The organism is Rhodovulum visakhapatnamense, from assembly GCF_004365965.1.
In the GTDB taxonomy this organism is placed as follows: Bacteria; Pseudomonadota; Alphaproteobacteria; order Rhodobacterales; family Rhodobacteraceae; genus Rhodovulum; species Rhodovulum visakhapatnamense.
Genome location: NZ_SOEB01000027.1, coordinates 22,555 through 36,624 on the forward strand (window position 1 = coordinate 22,555; position 14,070 = coordinate 36,624).

Annotated in this window: 17 protein-coding genes; 12 read left to right on the forward strand and 5 right to left on the reverse strand. The window is 66.6% G+C overall.

Annotated elements, in window-relative coordinates:
* Nucleotides 1–55: 55 nt before the first annotated feature.
* Nucleotides 56–346: a hypothetical protein gene (locus EV657_RS18285; RefSeq protein ID WP_134079259.1), complete on the reverse strand. Its 291-nt coding sequence runs from the start codon at nt 344–346 to the stop codon at nt 56–58.
* Nucleotides 347–524: 178 nt separating this feature from the next.
* On the opposite strand from EV657_RS18285, the gene EV657_RS18290 reads away from it, so the two are divergent.
* The 4 genes from EV657_RS18290 (at nt 525) to EV657_RS18305 (ending at nt 3,720) form a co-directional block, all read left to right on the forward strand.
* Nucleotides 525–1,790, forward strand: a complete 1,266-nt coding sequence (locus EV657_RS18290) for a methyl-accepting chemotaxis protein (protein ID WP_243627634.1) — start codon at nt 525–527, stop codon at nt 1,788–1,790.
* Nucleotides 1,791–1,858: 68 nt separating this feature from the next.
* A complete protein-coding gene (locus EV657_RS18295; protein WP_134079261.1) occupies nt 1,859–2,776 on the forward strand; it encodes a DMT family transporter in 918 nt (305 codons plus the stop codon).
* A 65-nt stretch (nt 2,777–2,841) separates the two neighbouring features.
* Nucleotides 2,842–3,390 (forward strand): hemerythrin domain-containing protein, encoded by a 549-nt coding sequence (locus tag EV657_RS18300; RefSeq protein ID WP_166673734.1) that lies wholly within the window; start codon nt 2,842–2,844, stop codon nt 3,388–3,390.
* Nucleotides 3,391–3,474: 84 nt separating this feature from the next.
* Entirely contained in the window at nt 3,475–3,720 is a 246-nt protein-coding gene (locus EV657_RS18305; protein ID WP_075785108.1) for an HP1242/YdcH family protein, read from the forward strand.
* Nucleotides 3,721–3,730: 10 nt separating this feature from the next.
* Here the strand turns inward: EV657_RS18305 and EV657_RS18310 are convergent, their stop codons facing one another.
* The 3 genes from EV657_RS18310 to EV657_RS18320 form a co-directional block, all read right to left on the reverse strand.
* Nucleotides 3,731–5,134 carry a helix-turn-helix domain-containing protein gene (locus EV657_RS18310; protein WP_075785109.1) on the reverse strand — a complete coding sequence of 468 codons (1,404 nt, stop codon included), beginning with the start codon at nt 5,132–5,134 and terminating at the stop codon, nt 3,731–3,733.
* A gap of 82 nt (nt 5,135–5,216) precedes the next feature.
* Nucleotides 5,217–6,452, reverse strand: coding sequence for a multidrug effflux MFS transporter (locus EV657_RS18315; RefSeq protein ID WP_075785110.1), 1,236 nt, complete (start codon nt 6,450–6,452; stop codon nt 5,217–5,219).
* Nucleotides 6,453–6,497: 45 nt separating this feature from the next.
* Nucleotides 6,498–6,851 carry a DMT family protein gene (locus tag EV657_RS18320; protein WP_113668408.1) on the reverse strand — a complete coding sequence of 118 codons (354 nt, stop codon included), beginning with the start codon at nt 6,849–6,851 and terminating at the stop codon, nt 6,498–6,500.
* Nucleotides 6,852–7,039: 188 nt separating this feature from the next.
* On the opposite strand from EV657_RS18320, the gene EV657_RS18325 reads away from it, so the two are divergent.
* The 8 genes from EV657_RS18325 (at nt 7,040) to EV657_RS18355 (ending at nt 13,428) form a co-directional block, all read left to right on the forward strand.
* Nucleotides 7,040–8,572, forward strand: coding sequence for an acyl-CoA carboxylase subunit beta (locus EV657_RS18325; protein ID WP_075785112.1), 1,533 nt, complete (start codon nt 7,040–7,042; stop codon nt 8,570–8,572).
* A gap of 9 nt (nt 8,573–8,581) precedes the next feature.
* Nucleotides 8,582–8,932, forward strand: a complete 351-nt coding sequence (locus EV657_RS18330; protein ID WP_113668409.1) for a hypothetical protein — start codon at nt 8,582–8,584, stop codon at nt 8,930–8,932.
* Entirely contained in the window at nt 8,929–9,330 is a 402-nt protein-coding gene (locus EV657_RS18335; protein ID WP_081382072.1) for a DUF6497 family protein, read from the forward strand. The genes EV657_RS18330 and EV657_RS18335 overlap by 4 nt, the downstream gene beginning before the upstream one ends.
* Before the next feature lie 198 nt (nt 9,331–9,528).
* Entirely contained in the window at nt 9,529–9,654 is a 126-nt protein-coding gene (locus EV657_RS22575; protein WP_256359722.1) for a hypothetical protein, read from the forward strand.
* A gap of 66 nt (nt 9,655–9,720) precedes the next feature.
* Nucleotides 9,721–10,071, forward strand: coding sequence for a hypothetical protein (locus EV657_RS18340; RefSeq protein ID WP_113668410.1), 351 nt, complete (start codon nt 9,721–9,723; stop codon nt 10,069–10,071).
* 352 nt (nt 10,072–10,423) lie between these two features.
* On the forward strand, nt 10,424–10,627 hold the full coding sequence (locus EV657_RS18345) for a hypothetical protein (RefSeq protein ID WP_075785116.1): 204 nt from the start codon (nt 10,424–10,426) through the stop codon (nt 10,625–10,627).
* Between the two features lie 132 nt (nt 10,628–10,759).
* Nucleotides 10,760–12,760, forward strand: a complete 2,001-nt coding sequence (locus tag EV657_RS18350; RefSeq protein WP_134079264.1) for an acetyl-CoA carboxylase biotin carboxylase subunit — start codon at nt 10,760–10,762, stop codon at nt 12,758–12,760.
* Nucleotides 12,757–13,428: a hypothetical protein gene (locus EV657_RS18355; protein WP_075785118.1), complete on the forward strand. Its 672-nt coding sequence runs from the start codon at nt 12,757–12,759 to the stop codon at nt 13,426–13,428. The genes EV657_RS18350 and EV657_RS18355 overlap by 4 nt, the downstream gene beginning before the upstream one ends.
* 86 nt (nt 13,429–13,514) lie before the next feature.
* Here EV657_RS18355 and EV657_RS18360 read toward each other — a convergent pair whose 3' ends face one another.
* The gene (locus EV657_RS18360) at nt 13,515–13,976 is read right to left on the reverse strand and encodes a DUF4174 domain-containing protein (RefSeq protein WP_113668413.1); all 462 of its coding nucleotides are present in this window, start codon (nt 13,974–13,976) and stop codon (nt 13,515–13,517) included.
* Between the last annotated feature and the right edge of the window lie 94 nt (nt 13,977–14,070).

Sequence of the window (14,070 nt, forward strand, 5' to 3'; positions counted from 1 at the left end):
CCCTTGGGGGCGCAGTTTCAGGCCGCGCGGGTCCGGTGACGGGCGCGCGCGGTTTTCATTTCAGCTTCTGCAGCGTCGAGTCCGAGGCATAGCCTGCCAGCAGCGCGGCGCGCCAGTCGAGGATCTGTTCGCCCATCGCGGCCAGCACCAGAAGTCCGACGATGCAGGAAAAAAGCCCCAGCGCCAGATCGGGCCGGGCCTCGCGCCAGATCCGTACCCAGACCGGCGGGGCCGCCGCCTCCAGCGCCCCGGACGGGGTCGCGGGCAGGGCATGGCGCACAATCGGCAATACCACGCTGATCGCCACGCCCAGGATCACCCATGGATACATCGTCCAGACTTCCATCCCGCTTTCCCCCTTTGCCTGGATGCTCCGCCCGCCGATCATAGCCCGCGCGGCCGCGCCCCGCATCCGTTCCGGCGATCGCGATGTGCCGACGCGGCGCATTTCCCGCTTGGCGTGTGCTTGGGCTGGGCCCCTAGACTGACCCCGCGCCGGCGCTCCGGCGCTGCAGGAGGGGTCCATGGCCGAGCCGGCGAGCCACGCGATCGGACGTTTCGACAAGTCGTTCCTGATCCACATGATCAAGGATTTCTTTCTGGTCCTGCTGGCGGTCACGGTTCTGGAATTCGCGCTGAAGGCGGCACTTGTCTATTACAAGTTCGAGACGCGCGGGCAGGATCAGGCGCGGGCCGTAGCCGAGGATCTGGCCGAGAACATCCGCGCCATCATGCGCAACGAGGGCGGGCCGGTGGCGGCGCGCACGATGTACCCGATCCTCGAACGCAACTGGGACGATCTGGGCTACAAGATCGCCATCTCGCCCTCGCCGGTCACGGTCCGCTCGATCGAGGCGCTGTTCGGCTTCACCCCCGAGGGGATCCCTCTTGGCGACTGGCCCGACGGCCGGTTCCGCGAGGCCGAGGTCGAGATCGCCGCCGAGACCTTCTGCCTGACCTGCCATGCCGAGGCCGAGGTGGGGCAGGTGCTGGGCCGCGTCACGGTGCGGGACTATCTGGAACGGGACTTCGCCGTCTGGCTTGATGACGTGACGCTGAGCGCGGGGCTTGCGGTGGGCAAGATCGTGCTGCATTCGATCCTGCTGTTTCTGATCCTTCGCGCGCGGATGGAACCGCTTTTGCGCCTGCGCGGCACGGTGGCGGGGCTTGCGCGCGCCTTCGGGACGCTCAGCGAACGGGCAGAGGTGCGCACCGCGGACGAATTCGGCGCGCTCGCCCATGATCTGAACCTCTTTCTCGACCGCATCAGCCGGTTGATCGACGAGCTGAACGCGGTGCTGCGCCGGGTGGTGCGGGTCAATGACGACATCGTCTCGGTGCAAGGCGCGCTGCGCGGGCAGGTCGACCGGCTGGTCGGGGGCGTCCGGCGGCTGGAACGCGACGCGATGCTGAGTGCCAAGCGCGAACCGCTGCTGTCGCAGGCCTGGTTCGATGCAATCAAGGGCGCGGTCGCCGATCTTGATGCGGCGCTGGCGCGGGCGGGCGAGGCGCCGCAGGCCGCCGGACTGGTCTCGGACCTGTCTGCGGTCATCGCCAATGCCGAGGCGCAGATCGCGGCCAGCCAGCGATTGTTCGAGGGGCTCGCGGGGCTTGGCGACGAGACCGAGGCGCTGAAGGGCGCCATCGCCGACATGGTCCGCATGGAGGAGCGCATGAAGCTGATCATCGAGACCGGCGGCACCCTGGTTCAGCGCCTGCGCCCCGATCTGGCCGAGGCCGCGCCCGCGACCCTTCCCGAAAGGCGCACACCCCCCGTCAGAAGCACCTGACCCGATGCCAGCGACGTCCTGCGCGGCCGCGCTTGCATGGCGATCCCCGGCGTGGCAAGCGGGAAGACATGGCGATGCAGTCGGTGCCCGCAAGGGGCCAGAACCCGGTCGCGGGCATTCTCTGGATGCTGGTGACCGGGGTGTGTTTTGTGGCGGTGACCGCGCTGGTGAAGCTCTCGGGGCAGGGCATCCCGGCGGCGCAATCGGCCTTTCTGCGCTATGTGCTGGGGCTTGTCTTCCTGCTGCCGGTGCTGGGGCGGCTTATGCGCCTGCGGATGGACCGGGGCCGGCTGATGCTGTACGGCGGGCGCGGTCTGGCCCACGCGCTGGGCGTGATCTGCTGGTTCTTCGCGATGACCCGGATCCCGGTCGCCGAGGTCACGGCGATGAACTACCTCAACCCGATCTACGTCACCCTGGGCGCCGCGCTTCTGTTCGGCGAGCGGCTGGCGGCGCGGCGCATTCTGGCCATTGCCGCCGCCTTTCTGGGGGTGCTGGTGATCCTGCGCCCGGGCTTTCGCGAAATCTCGGACGGTCATGTCGCGATGCTGTTCACGGCCGTCCTTTTCGGCATCTCCTATCTGACCGCCAAGCTGCTTAGCGAACGCGACGATGCGGTGGTGGTGGTGGCGATGATGTCGATTGCGGTGACCGTCGTGCTGGCACCGGTCGCGCTGGCGGTCTGGGTCACACCGCGCTGGGATCAGGTGGCGGGGCTGTTCCTGGTCGCCCTTTTCGCCACCGCCGGACATTACACCATGACCCGTGCCTTCCGCGCCGCGCCCCTGACCGTGACCCAGCCGATCACTTTCCTGCAACTGGTCTGGGCCACGCTCGTGGGCTGGCTGGCCTTCGGCGAGGCGGTCGATGGCTGGGTGCTGCTGGGCGGGGGCATGATCATCGGATCGGTCGTCTTCATCACCTGGCGCGAGGCGGTCCATAAACGGCGCGCGGTGACGCCGCCGACCCATCTGCCGGAAACGTAGCGTCAGCCGGGCTTGAGCGGACTGGCCGCCGCGCTAGCGTCAGATCCATGAAAGACGATTGCGCATTGGGCCAGAGAACCGGCCTTCCCGAGACGTTGAGGGTATTGCTGGCGGACTATCCGCGCGATCTCTGGGACAGCACCGTGCCCCTCGATGGGGTGACCCGCTTCTGGCTGGACCGGCATATCATGTTTCGGTCGCTTCTGGCGCAGATGGAAGACGAGGCCCGCCGCCTTTGCGACGGCGAAGCACCGCCCGAGCATGTGGTCCGCGCCATCCGGCGCCAGGCCGCGATCCTGCTCAGCGAACTTTACGGCCATCACAAGATCGAGGACCTGCATTATTTCCCTCAGCTTGCGTTGCTCGAGCCACGGCTGGGCGCGGGCTTCGAGATCCTCGATGCCGATCATCACGCGCTCGAAGAGCATCTCGACGATCTGGCGACGGCGGTGGGCGGGCTGGTCCAGGCAGCGCCCGAGGTGCAGCACGACGCGGCCGGGCGGCTTCGGGTGCGGCTCGACCGATTCGGCGGGGTCCTCGACCGCCACCTGTTCGACGAGGAAGAAATCGTCGTGCCGATCCTTCTGCGGCACGGTGAGGGGCTTGTCGGCTGAGCCGCGCCTTTGATCGGTGTCAAGGACGGCGCCGGTCCCCGGCACCTAGGCTTCGTTTCAGGTATGGGAGCACAGGAGGGGGCCATGACCCACACGCCGCACGAGCTTGCCGCGGACTTTCCCGACAAGGCGCGTCTGATCGAGGAGCTGAAGGACAGCGACGCCCATTTCGCGCGCCTCTTTCAGGAATATCACGAGATCAACGGCGCGGTGCACCGGGCCGAGACCGATGTCGAGCCCACCGACGACCTGCACCTGACCGAGATGCGCAAGACGCGGATGCATCTGAAGGACGAACTGGTCCGCATCCTCAACCACGCCTCGGCCTGAGGCCGCAGCCTCAGTCGGCGACCTCGTAGGGAAGCAGGCCGCGCCGGTTGGCGTCGACCGTCAGCCGCCGTTCCAGCGGCGGCACGGCGCGCTGGTGGCAGTCGCGGCGTTCGCAGATCCGGCACGAGATCCCGATGGGTTCGTAGGCGGCGGAATTTCCGGTATCGAGATCGTCGGCATAGACCAGCTGGTCGGCATGGCGCACCTCGCAGCCCAGGCTGATGGCATAGCGCCGGACCGGGGCACGCCAGGCGCCGCCGGGTTTCGATACGTCGCGGGCCAGCGACACATAGCGCAGCCCGTCCGGCGTCTCGGCCAACTGGCGCAGGAACCGCCCCGGCGTCTCGAAGGCGCGATGCACGTTCCAGAGCGGGCAGGCGCCCCCGAACCGCGCGAATTGCAACCGCGTGGTCGAGTGGCGCTTGGTGATCGTGCCGGCCTGATCGACCCGCACGAAGAAGAAGGGCAGCCCCTTGGCGCCGGGGCGCTGCAGGGTCGAGAGCCTGTGGGCCACCTGCTCGATCGACGCACCGAAGCGGTCGGCCAGCAGTTCCAGGTCATGGCGGGTCTCCTGCGCCGCCTCGAGGAAGCGGTTATAGGGCAGCAGCGCCGCGCCCGCGAAATAGTTTGCCATGCCGATCCGGGCGATGGCCCGCGCCGCCGGGCTTTGGAACCGGGCGAGGTCCAGCGTGGCTTCCAGCAGTTGAGATTGTGTCAGAAGCGCAATTTGGTGCAATAACTGAAACCGCCGGGTCGGGCCGCGCAGATGGCTGGACAGGGTCAGCGTCCGGCTGTCTTCGTCATAGGCGCGAAGTCCTGGGATATCTTTTAATATCAGAGATATGCCTTGGGACTCCAATGCCGACAAGGCGCGCTGTTCGGGGTCGGGGCCGCTTTCCGGCCCGCGCGCGAAACGTTCCGCTGCCCGGTCCACCGCGTCGATGTAATTGTCGCAATAGTGAAAGAAGTCGCGCACCTCTTCCCACGGGGACGGTCCCAGGGTCGCATCTTCGCGCCCCAGCGCCTCGTCCAGCGAGGCGAGCCGTTCATGGCTTTGGCGATAGGCGCGGTGCAGTTCCAGAAAGGCGCGGGCCAGCGCCGGGGCGTTCGAGGCGGCGAGCCGGAGATCGGCCAGCGGCGGGGCCAGATCGCTGAAGACCGGGTCGGCCAGCGCCTCGCGCATGTCGCTGACCAGGCGTTCGGCATCGCCTTCGGACAGCTCGGTCACATCGAAACCGAATTCCGAGGCCAGCGCCAGCAGAACCGAGGACGAGACCGGACGGTTGTTGTTTTCCATCTGGTTCAGATAGGGCAGCGAGATCCCCAGCCGGGCCGCGAAATCCTTCTGGGTCAGCCCCAGCCGCGTCCGTGTCTCGCGCAGCTTGACGCCTGCATAGAGTTTGCGTGTCGCCATGGCGGCCCTCGCTTTGCGGATTTGCCACCTCTCGTGGTAGCTTTTGCAAAGCGGCCGCGCAAGCCGGGGCTCAAATCGGGGCTCAGCCTTTCGGCATCGACGCGATGGGGCCTTCGCGGCTGTCGATCCAGCGCACGTAAAGCACCGCGAGGACCGCGGCCGCCGAGGTTGCGGCCATGATGATCAGCAGCGGCCAGGCCCCGGTGCCGGGCTTCAGCAGCGCGCCCGCCAGCGCCGATAGCGCCGCGCCGCCCCCGATCATGATCGCCCCGCCCAGCCCGCTGGCCGTGCCCGCTAGGTGCGGGCGCACCGACAGCGTCCCGGCAATGGCGTTGGGCAGCACCATGCCATTGCCAAGCCCCACCAGCGACATCGCTCCGAAGAAGGCCATCGGGTGCAGCAATCCAAGGCCGAACAGCGCCATCGAGAGCGCCGGTGCGACCAGCCCGATCAGCGTGCCCCAGAAGATCATGCCGTTGATGCCCACCCGGACCGAATAGCGTCCCGACAGGTAGTTACCCCCCATGTAGCCGACCGCCACGATCCCGAAATAAAGCCCCAGCGTCGACGGCGAGAGCCCGAAGACATGGCTGCCCACGAAGGGCGCGCCGCCGAGATAGGCAAAGAAGGCGCCCGACGCAAAAGCGGCGGTCAGCGCATAGCCCCAGAACCGGCGCGAGCGCACCAGTTCCGGATACTGGCGGAACTGGCCCAGCAGGCTGACATCCTGCGGTGCCGCGGTCTCGCCCAGATCGGCCCAGACCAGCGCCAGCACGCCGATCCCGGCCACGACCAGGGCTGCGAAGGTCGATTGCCAGCCCCAGATCTCGTCCAGCACGCCGCCGATGGTCGGGCCGATCATCGGCACCAGCGCCATGCCCATGGTGACATAGCCGATCATCGAGGCCGCCTGGCTGTCGGCCACCATGTCGCGGACCACCGCCCGGCTCAGCACCATGCCGGTGACGATCACTGCCTGAGCCATGCGGAAGGCCATGAAGACCTCGACCGACGGGGCCAGCATGCAACCCAGCGTGGCGACCAGGAAAAGCGCGGTCGAGATCAGCAGGACCGGCCGCCGCCCGTAGCGGTCCGAGATCGGCCCGATCATCAGCTGCAGCACCGCGTTCACCGCCAGATAGGCCGCGACCGACAGCTGCATCACGCCATAGTCGGTGCCGAAATGCGCGGCCATCTGCGGCAGCGACGGCAGGAAGATGTTCATGGTCAGGGCCGGCAGGCCGGCCAGCAGGACCAGGGTCAACACATGCGGCGGTGTGGTGCGGTCCAGAAAACGGACTTTGGGCTGCGGCATCATGACTTCCGGGTAGGGGGCAAAGCGGCTCTTGTCCAGCGGGATCGGCTAGGACCAGCGGTGGAAGATGAAGAACGCGCCAAGCCCGATGAAGACGAAGCCAAGCGCATGATTCCAATGCAGCTCTTCGCCGAGATAGAGCACAGAGAAGCCGCAGAAAACGGTCAGGGTGATGACCTCCTGAAGCGTCTTCAGCTGGGCCGCCGAGAAATGCCCGTGGCCGATCCGGTTCGCGGGGACCTGCAGCAGGTATTCGAAGAAGGCGATGCCCCAGCTGGCGACGATCACCACGGCCAGCGGCGCCGCCTTGAACTTGAGATGCCCGTACCAGGCGAAGGTCATGAAGATGTTGGACAGGACGAGAAGGCCGATCGTGACGACGGGCACCGGCAGGGCGGGCATGAGGGGGCTCCGGAGGGTGGGCAGCGCCTTTGGCGATATGGCATGACAGGGCGATCTGTCCATGATATTTGCCAATTTGCAATATGCATCACAGCTGCGGAAAATAGTTTGCAAATTTACCGTTTAACACTTTGATGAAGCTGACCACATGGCTAGGTTGCCGAAAATTTCCGTAAGGGGCATCGCCGATGAAAGATATCCTCAACGAACTCGAGCGCCGCCGCAGCATCGCTCGCCTGGGCGGCGGCGAGCGGCGGATCGAAAGCCAGCACGCCAAGGGCAAGCTGACGGCGCGCGAGCGGATCGAACTGCTGCTGGACGAGGGCTCGTTCGAGGAATTCGACATGTTTGTCGCCCATCGCTGCACCGATTTCGGGATGGAGGAAAGCCGTCCCTATGGCGACGGCGTCGTCACCGGCTGGGGCACGGTCAACGGCCGCATGGTCTATGTCTTCAGCCAGGATTTCACCGTCTTCGGCGGGTCGCTGTCCGAAACCCACGCCCAGAAAATCTGCAAGATCATGGACATGGCCGTGCAGAACGGCGCGCCGGTGATCGGGCTGAACGATTCGGGCGGCGCCCGCATCCAAGAAGGCGTGGCCTCGCTCGCGGGCTATGCCGAGGTGTTCCAGCGCAATATCGAGGCCTCGGGCGTGGTGCCGCAGATCTCGGTCATCATGGGCCCCTGCGCAGGCGGCGCGGTCTACAGCCCGGCCATGACCGACTTCATCTTCATGGTGCGCGATTCGTCCTACATGTTTGTGACGGGACCCGATGTGGTGAAGACCGTCACCAACGAGGTCGTCACCGCCGAGGAACTGGGCGGCGCCTCGACCCATACCAAGAAATCCTCGGTCGCCGACGGCGCCTTCGAGAACGATGTCGAGGCGCTTTACCAGGTGCGCCGGCTGGTCGATTTCCTGCCGCTGAACAACCGCGAGAAGCCGCCGGTGCGGCCCTTCTTCGACGAGCCCGGCCGGGTCGATGCCAGCCTCGACACGCTGATCCCCGACAATCCGAACACGCCTTACGACATGAAGGAACTGATCCTGAAGGTCGCGGACGAGGGCGATTTCTACGAGATCCAGGCCGATTTCGCCAAGAACATCATCACCGGCTTCGTCCGGCTCGAAGGCCAGACGGTCGGCGTCGTCGCGAACCAGCCGATGGTGCTGGCGGGCTGCCTCGACATCGACAGCTCGCGCAAGGCGGCGCGTTTCGTCCGCTTCTGCGACTGCTTCGAGATCCCGATCCTGACCTTCGTTGACGTGCCGGGCTTCCTGCCCGGGACCGGCCAGGAATATGGCGGGGTCATCAAGCACGGCGCCAAGCTGCTGTTCGCCTATGGCGAGGCGACGGTGCCGAAGGTGACGGTCATCACCCGCAAGGCCTATGGCGGCGCCTATGACGTGATGTCCTCGAAACACCTGCGGGGCGATTTCAACTACGCCTGGCCCACGGCCGAGATCGCGGTGATGGGCGCCAAGGGCGCGACCGAGATCCTCTACCGGTCCGAACTGGGCGACGCCGACAAGATCGCGCGGCGCACCAAGGATTACGAGGACCGCTTTGCCAACCCCTTCGTGGCGGCCGAACGCGGCTTCATCGACGAGGTGATCCAGCCCCGCTCGACCCGCCGCCGGGTCTGCCGCGCCTTTGCCTCGCTTCGGGGCAAGCGCCGCGAGACGGCCTGGAAGAAGCACGACAACATTCCGCTTTAGGCCGGACGAATGGCGATGCGGGGCTGGCACATGCTGCGGGAGGAGGGCGCGCTGACGATGGCGCGGCAGCTTCCCGTGCGCTTCGACCTTTGCGCGAGCGCGGCTTTCCCGCCCGCCCGCAAGGGCCGGCTGGCCTTGCAGATCCGCCAGGATCTGTGGCGCATGCTGCAGGATCTGCGTGGGTTCTCGCCGGTCATACGGGTCGAGGAGGAGGGGCAGGGGCTGCGGGTAAGCGCCGGAGGTCGCGCCGCAGCCCCTTTCCCGCGTCTCGATTGCGAGGCCCGGATCGCCGCCTTGCTGACCAGCCCCGTCCACCGGGCGCGCTGGCTTGCCCGGGCGCGGATCGAAGGCCTGGCATGATGGCGGCCGGGCGCGCGTTCCTTCTGGCGGCGGCGGTGCTGGTGCTGGGCGGCACCGGCACGGTGGTCGATGTGCCGTCGGGCCAGTCGGTGACCCATCTGGACACCGTCACCGGCGAACCCGGACCGGCCGGGCTGACCGTGCGGTTCCGGTTTCTTGCCCCGGAGATCGGGCGCGAGGGGGGCATGCTGACGCCCGAAGAGGCGCAGGGTGACATGGACTATCTGTGCGAGCATTTCGCGCTGTCGCGTCTGTCCGAGGCGGGCCCGGAACCGGCGCAGATCGTCATCACGCTGATGGACCGCCCGGTGCCCTTCGGGCAATCGGACCCCGAGGCCACCCAGTTCTTCGAGGCCTATCGCCCCGAGGCGGGGCATTGCATCTGGGAAGGGTTCTGAGCCTATGCCGTATTTCGCCTGTCTTGCCCGTGCGGTGAGCGGCCCTGCGCTGTTCCCGCCACAACTGCCGCGTGTCGCCGGGGCGGCATGTGCAAAGCCGGAAGTTTGGTCTATCCTCCCCGAAGGTCGCCTGCGGGCGGCCTTCCATAAGTCAGGTGACGGGTTCCGGCCCGCGCCGAAACCAGACGGGAGTGTCCCATGTCCAAATGCGTCAAGACCCTTTTCGCCCTTTCGCTCGTTGCCTTCGTTGCGGCCTGCGCCCAGAAGGAAGAAGTGGTCTATGTCGAACCGGTTCAGCCCGAACCGACCTATAACAAGTACTGATCGGGGCGAGGGGCGGGCGCAGCCCGCCCCGGCTTCGCCGCGCCCCGGTCCCCACGGAGGCGCGCCATGCTGAAACACCGGGGATTCCCCTCCCGCCTGCCCGGGACGGACTTCCAGTTCACGATCCGCCGCGCGAACAAGGACGGGGCGTCCCGTCTGATCGCGCGCGAACGCTTCGCCGATCGGCGCCCGGCCGACCGCCGGGCCGATGCGGGCTTTCTTGCCGCGCTCATCGAGCAGTTCGGCGACGAGCCGTTCGAACGCGGCAATCTCGATGCCGGACGACTGTCCTGGCTGCTGGGCCGCGAGGTGGTGCCGGCGGAAGAGCCGTTCGATCCCGAAAGCTACGAGGCGCTGCTGCGCGTCGATCTCGACCGCGCCATGGCGGCCTTCCCCGAGATCTTCGAGGGGCAATGATGCGCACGAATCTGCCCAACGCATTTCGGGATCGGCGGGAAATTGCTCAAACCCGCTCTCCCCTGCGTTGTGCTCTTTTCTTTTGTTCCGGTTCCGGTGACAGTGATACCCGGCAGGTTGGCGATTTACCCCTAGCGCAATCTGCTTATTTCTACCGTTACCCTTCCCCAACCCCCAGGCCTGACCCAATTTTCCGGGTCAGGCCGACCCTCCCCGTGATCCGTTCCGACTGGCGCCTTGCGCGGCCGATTGTTCCTGTCCAGGGCAACAGTCCTGCGCATTTTCGTTTCGCCGGGCGCCTCTTGCCGGTATCTTGCGCGCGCAACAACAAGATCCGTGGAGGCGGAGTAGAATGCCCAGTCCAAAGTTTCTCGTGCTGCTGGCCGCAGCAGGCATGCTGGCCGGATGCAACATGTCCAATGACAGCCAGCGCGCTGTCGCGGGCGGCCTCGGCGGCGCGCTCATCGCGGATGTGCTCGATACCAACGTTGCGGCCGGTGCCGCGATCGGCGCGCTTGGCGGGGCCATGTGCGACGACGCGGGCGTGTGCCGCTGATCTGAACCGGCGGGCCGCTGGCCCGTCGGCATGCGAGTCTGTGAGGGTCATCGGGGCGGCGCGCCCCGGTGGCCCTTTGCTTTGTAAGCGCCGGGGCGGGCTCGTCCGGGCGGAACGCTGGAAGGGACAGAGATGTTCGACAAGATCCTGATCGCGAACCGGGGGGAGATCGCCTGCCGGGTCATCAAGACCGCCCGCAAGATGGGCATCAAGACGGTGGCGGTCTATTCCGACGCCGACCGTCATGCGCTGCATGTGCAGATGGCCGACGAGGCGATCCATATCGGTCCCCCGCCCGCGAACCAGTCCTACATCGTGATCGACAAGATCATGGCCGCGATCAGGGAAAGCGGCGCCCAGGCGGTGCATCCGGGCTATGGCTTCCTGTCCGAGAACCGGCTGTTCGCCGAGGCGCTTGAGAAGGCCGGGGTCGCCTTCATCGGCCCGCCCGCCAGTGCCATCGAGGCGATGGGCGACAAGATCACCTCGAAGAAGCTCGCGGCCGAGGCGGGCGTCTCGACGGTGCCGGGCTACATGGGCCTGATCGAGGATGCCGACGAGGCCGTCAGGATCAGCCAGCAGATCGGCTATCCGGTGATGATCAAGGCCTCCGCGGGCGGCGGCGGCAAGGGCATGCGGATCGCCTGGAACGACCAGGAGGCGCGCGAGGGCTTCCAGGCCTCGAAGAACGAGGCGGCCAACAGCTTCGGCGACGACCGGATCTTCATCGAGAAATTCGTCACCCAGCCCCGCCATATCGAGATCCAGGTGCTGGCCGACAAGCATGGCAACTGCGTCTATCTGCATGAACGCGAATGCTCGATCCAGCGCCGCAACCAGAAGGTCATCGAAGAGGCGCCCTCGCCCTTCCTCGACGAGGCGACCCGCAAGGCCATGGGCGAGCAGGCGGTCGCGCTGGCGCGCGCCGTGGGCTATTGCAGCGCGGGCACCGTCGAGTTCATCGTCGATGGCGACAGGAACTTCTATTTCCTCGAGATGAACACCCGTCTGCAGGTGGAACATCCGGTGACCGAACTGATCACCGGCATCGACCTGGTCGAGCAGATGATCAATGTCGCGGCCGGAAAGACGCTGCCCTTCGCGCAGAAGGATCTGAAGATCAACGGCTGGGCCATGGAAAGCCGGCTTTACGCCGAGGACCCGTACCGCAACTTCCTGCCCTCGATCGGGCGGCTGACCCGCTACCGGCCGCCGGCGGAATCCTCCCATGACGCGGCGGTGGTGCGCAACGATACCGGCGTCTACGAGGGCGGCGAGATCTCGATGTACTACGACCCGATGATCGCCAAGCTCTGCACCTGGGCGCCGACCCGGGCGCAGGCCATCGACGAGATGCGCACAGCGCTCGACGCCTTCGAGGTCGAGGGGATCGGTCACAACCTGCCGTTCCTCTCGGCGGTGATGGACCATCCCAAGTTCTGCGCGGGCGACATCACGACCGCCTTCATCGCCGAGGAATATCCCGACGGCTTTGCAGGCGTCGCGCTGCCCGAGCCCGAGTTGCGCAAGGTGGCCGCCGCTGCCGCTGCGATGTTCCGCGTGGTCGAGATCCGGCGCGCGCGCATTTCGGGGCGGATGGACAATCACGAACGCACCGTGGGCGGCGACTGGGTCGTGGTGGCCCAGGGCGATAGCTTCCCGCTGACGGTGGCGGCCGACCACGAGGGCGCGACGATCCAGTTCGAGGGCGGCGATCATCACCGGGTCACCTCGGACTGGCGCCCCGGCCAGCCGCTGGCGGTGCTGCATATCGACGGCGAGCCCCTGGTGCTGAAGGTCGGGCCCTCGTCGCATGGTTTTGTGATCCGCCACCGCGGCGCCGAGATCAAGGCGCAGGTCTTCACCCCCCGTCAGGCGGAACTGGCCGCACTGATGCCCGAAAAGCTGCCGCCGGATACCTCGAAGTTCCTGCTTTGCCCGATGCCCGGTCTGATCGTGACCATCGATGTCGAGGAGGGCCAGGAGGTTCAGGAGGGCCAGGCGCTGTGCGTGGTCGAGGCGATGAAGATGCAGAACACGCTGCGCGCCGAGAAGAAGGGCATCGTTTCCAGGATCAACGCCGGTCCGGGGCAAAGCCTCGCCGTCGACGAAGTGATCATGGAATTCGAATGATCTCTGTGGCCGCCATCGACGCCCGGATCTGGCAGGCGATCGTTGCCGGGGCCTTCGTGGCCATCGGCTGGATCGTGAACGGCTGGCAGAACCGGCGGGTGGCGGCCGCGCTTCGGGCCGAACGGACGCGGGACGTGCACCGGGCGCTTTATGCCGAAATCGCGTCCTGTCTGGCCAATCTTGACAGCCCCGAGGCCCTGGCCGCCTATCGCGACGCGATGGCGGCGCGGATGCGGGACGATCCGGGTTTCGTGCCGCTGATCCCGCGCGAAAGGAACGATACCGTCTTCCGGGCTCTGGTGGCCGAGATCCATATCCTGCCGCGCGTGACCATCGACCCGGTCGTCTCCTACTACAGCCAGCTTTTCGCCATCGAGGCGATGATCGCCGACATGCGCGGCGAGCGGTTTCGCGCGCTCGAGCCCGAGCGGCGGATCGCGATGTACGAGGATTATATCGCGCTGAAGGTGCAGGCCTTCCATGATGGCCATTTCGCGCTGCGGATGATCGATGCCTATGCTACGGACGGCCGGAACGGAGCAATGGAGGAAGAGGCCCGTATCACAAGGGAAATTTCGGCCGGGTTCGACACGGCAGGCGCCGCCGCCAGAGCGGCGTCGCGGATCAGTAGCCCGGGCGCGGTCCGGTCCGGCCGGTCACCGGAATAGGGGTGTTGCGTGGACTTGCCATCTAACATCTCCGTTGAGAGCCTGCCAAGGATAGGCGAGCGCGCGCCCTTGCGCAAGCGCAGGGCTCAGCGCCGGTCGCGGATCTCCTGCTGGCGCAGCGGGATCTTGTCGATCGAGCGGGAAATCTCGCGCACGTTCCAGGGCAGGGGCTTGCGGAACTTCACGCCGCCATCCTTGCCGATCAGCACCAGCATGAAGCCGCGCGGGCGCAGTTTCGTGCGCAGCTCGGTCTGGGCCTCGGGGTCGGTATCGGCGATCACCACCACATCGCGTTCGGCGAGCTCGTCGATGCGGTCGGTCAGAAGCTGCATCTGGGTCCGGTATTGCGGATCGGCCGGGCTGTCGGCGAAGACCACCACCGGCCGTGCCATCCAGTGGAAATCTGACAGCCGGACGCCTGCGGCATCCAGTACCACGCTGCGGTCGGCTTCCCAGCGCGCCAGCGGCTCGGGTTCGCTGACCGCATCGGCGGTGCCCGCCAGCGGAACCAGCGCGGCCCATGCCAAGATCGTCAGGTATTTTTTCATGAGCCCTCCTGTCGGCCCAGATATAGGTGCAGGCGGGCGGAAAGCGAAGTCTGAACCCGCGCCCGGCGCGGGCCAAGCAGAAGAAGGACAGATC

Excerpts from the sequence above, each read along its gene's own strand:
- EV657_RS18335 (WP_081382072.1), top strand. The coding sequence starts at position 8,929 with ATGATGGCGGCCGGGCGCGCGTTCCTTCTGGCGGCGGCGGTGCTGGTG.
- EV657_RS18290 (WP_243627634.1), top strand. The coding sequence starts at position 525 with ATGGCCGAGCCGGCGAGCCACGCGATCGGACGTTTCGACAAGTCGTTC.
- EV657_RS18295 (WP_134079261.1), top strand. The coding sequence starts at position 1,859 with ATGGCGATGCAGTCGGTGCCCGCAAGGGGCCAGAACCCGGTCGCGGGC.
- EV657_RS18325 (WP_075785112.1), top strand. The coding sequence starts at position 7,040 with ATGAAAGATATCCTCAACGAACTCGAGCGCCGCCGCAGCATCGCTCGC.
- EV657_RS18360 (WP_113668413.1), bottom strand. The coding sequence starts at position 13,976 with ATGAAAAAATACCTGACGATCTTGGCATGGGCCGCGCTGGTTCCGCTG.
- EV657_RS18340 (WP_113668410.1), top strand. The coding sequence starts at position 9,721 with ATGCTGAAACACCGGGGATTCCCCTCCCGCCTGCCCGGGACGGACTTC.
- EV657_RS18315 (WP_075785110.1), bottom strand. The coding sequence starts at position 6,452 with ATGATGCCGCAGCCCAAAGTCCGTTTTCTGGACCGCACCACACCGCCG.
- EV657_RS18310 (WP_075785109.1), bottom strand. The coding sequence starts at position 5,134 with ATGGCGACACGCAAACTCTATGCAGGCGTCAAGCTGCGCGAGACACGG.
- EV657_RS22575 (WP_256359722.1), top strand. The coding sequence starts at position 9,529 with ATGTCCAAATGCGTCAAGACCCTTTTCGCCCTTTCGCTCGTTGCCTTC.
- EV657_RS18355 (WP_075785118.1), top strand. The coding sequence starts at position 12,757 with ATGATCTCTGTGGCCGCCATCGACGCCCGGATCTGGCAGGCGATCGTT.
- EV657_RS18345 (WP_075785116.1), top strand. The coding sequence starts at position 10,424 with ATGCCCAGTCCAAAGTTTCTCGTGCTGCTGGCCGCAGCAGGCATGCTG.
- EV657_RS18350 (WP_134079264.1), top strand. The coding sequence starts at position 10,760 with ATGTTCGACAAGATCCTGATCGCGAACCGGGGGGAGATCGCCTGCCGG.
- EV657_RS18320 (WP_113668408.1), bottom strand. The coding sequence starts at position 6,851 with ATGCCCGCCCTGCCGGTGCCCGTCGTCACGATCGGCCTTCTCGTCCTG.
- EV657_RS18305 (WP_075785108.1), top strand. The coding sequence starts at position 3,475 with ATGACCCACACGCCGCACGAGCTTGCCGCGGACTTTCCCGACAAGGCG.
- EV657_RS18330 (WP_113668409.1), top strand. The coding sequence starts at position 8,582 with ATGGCGATGCGGGGCTGGCACATGCTGCGGGAGGAGGGCGCGCTGACG.
- EV657_RS18285 (WP_134079259.1), bottom strand. The coding sequence starts at position 346 with ATGGAAGTCTGGACGATGTATCCATGGGTGATCCTGGGCGTGGCGATC.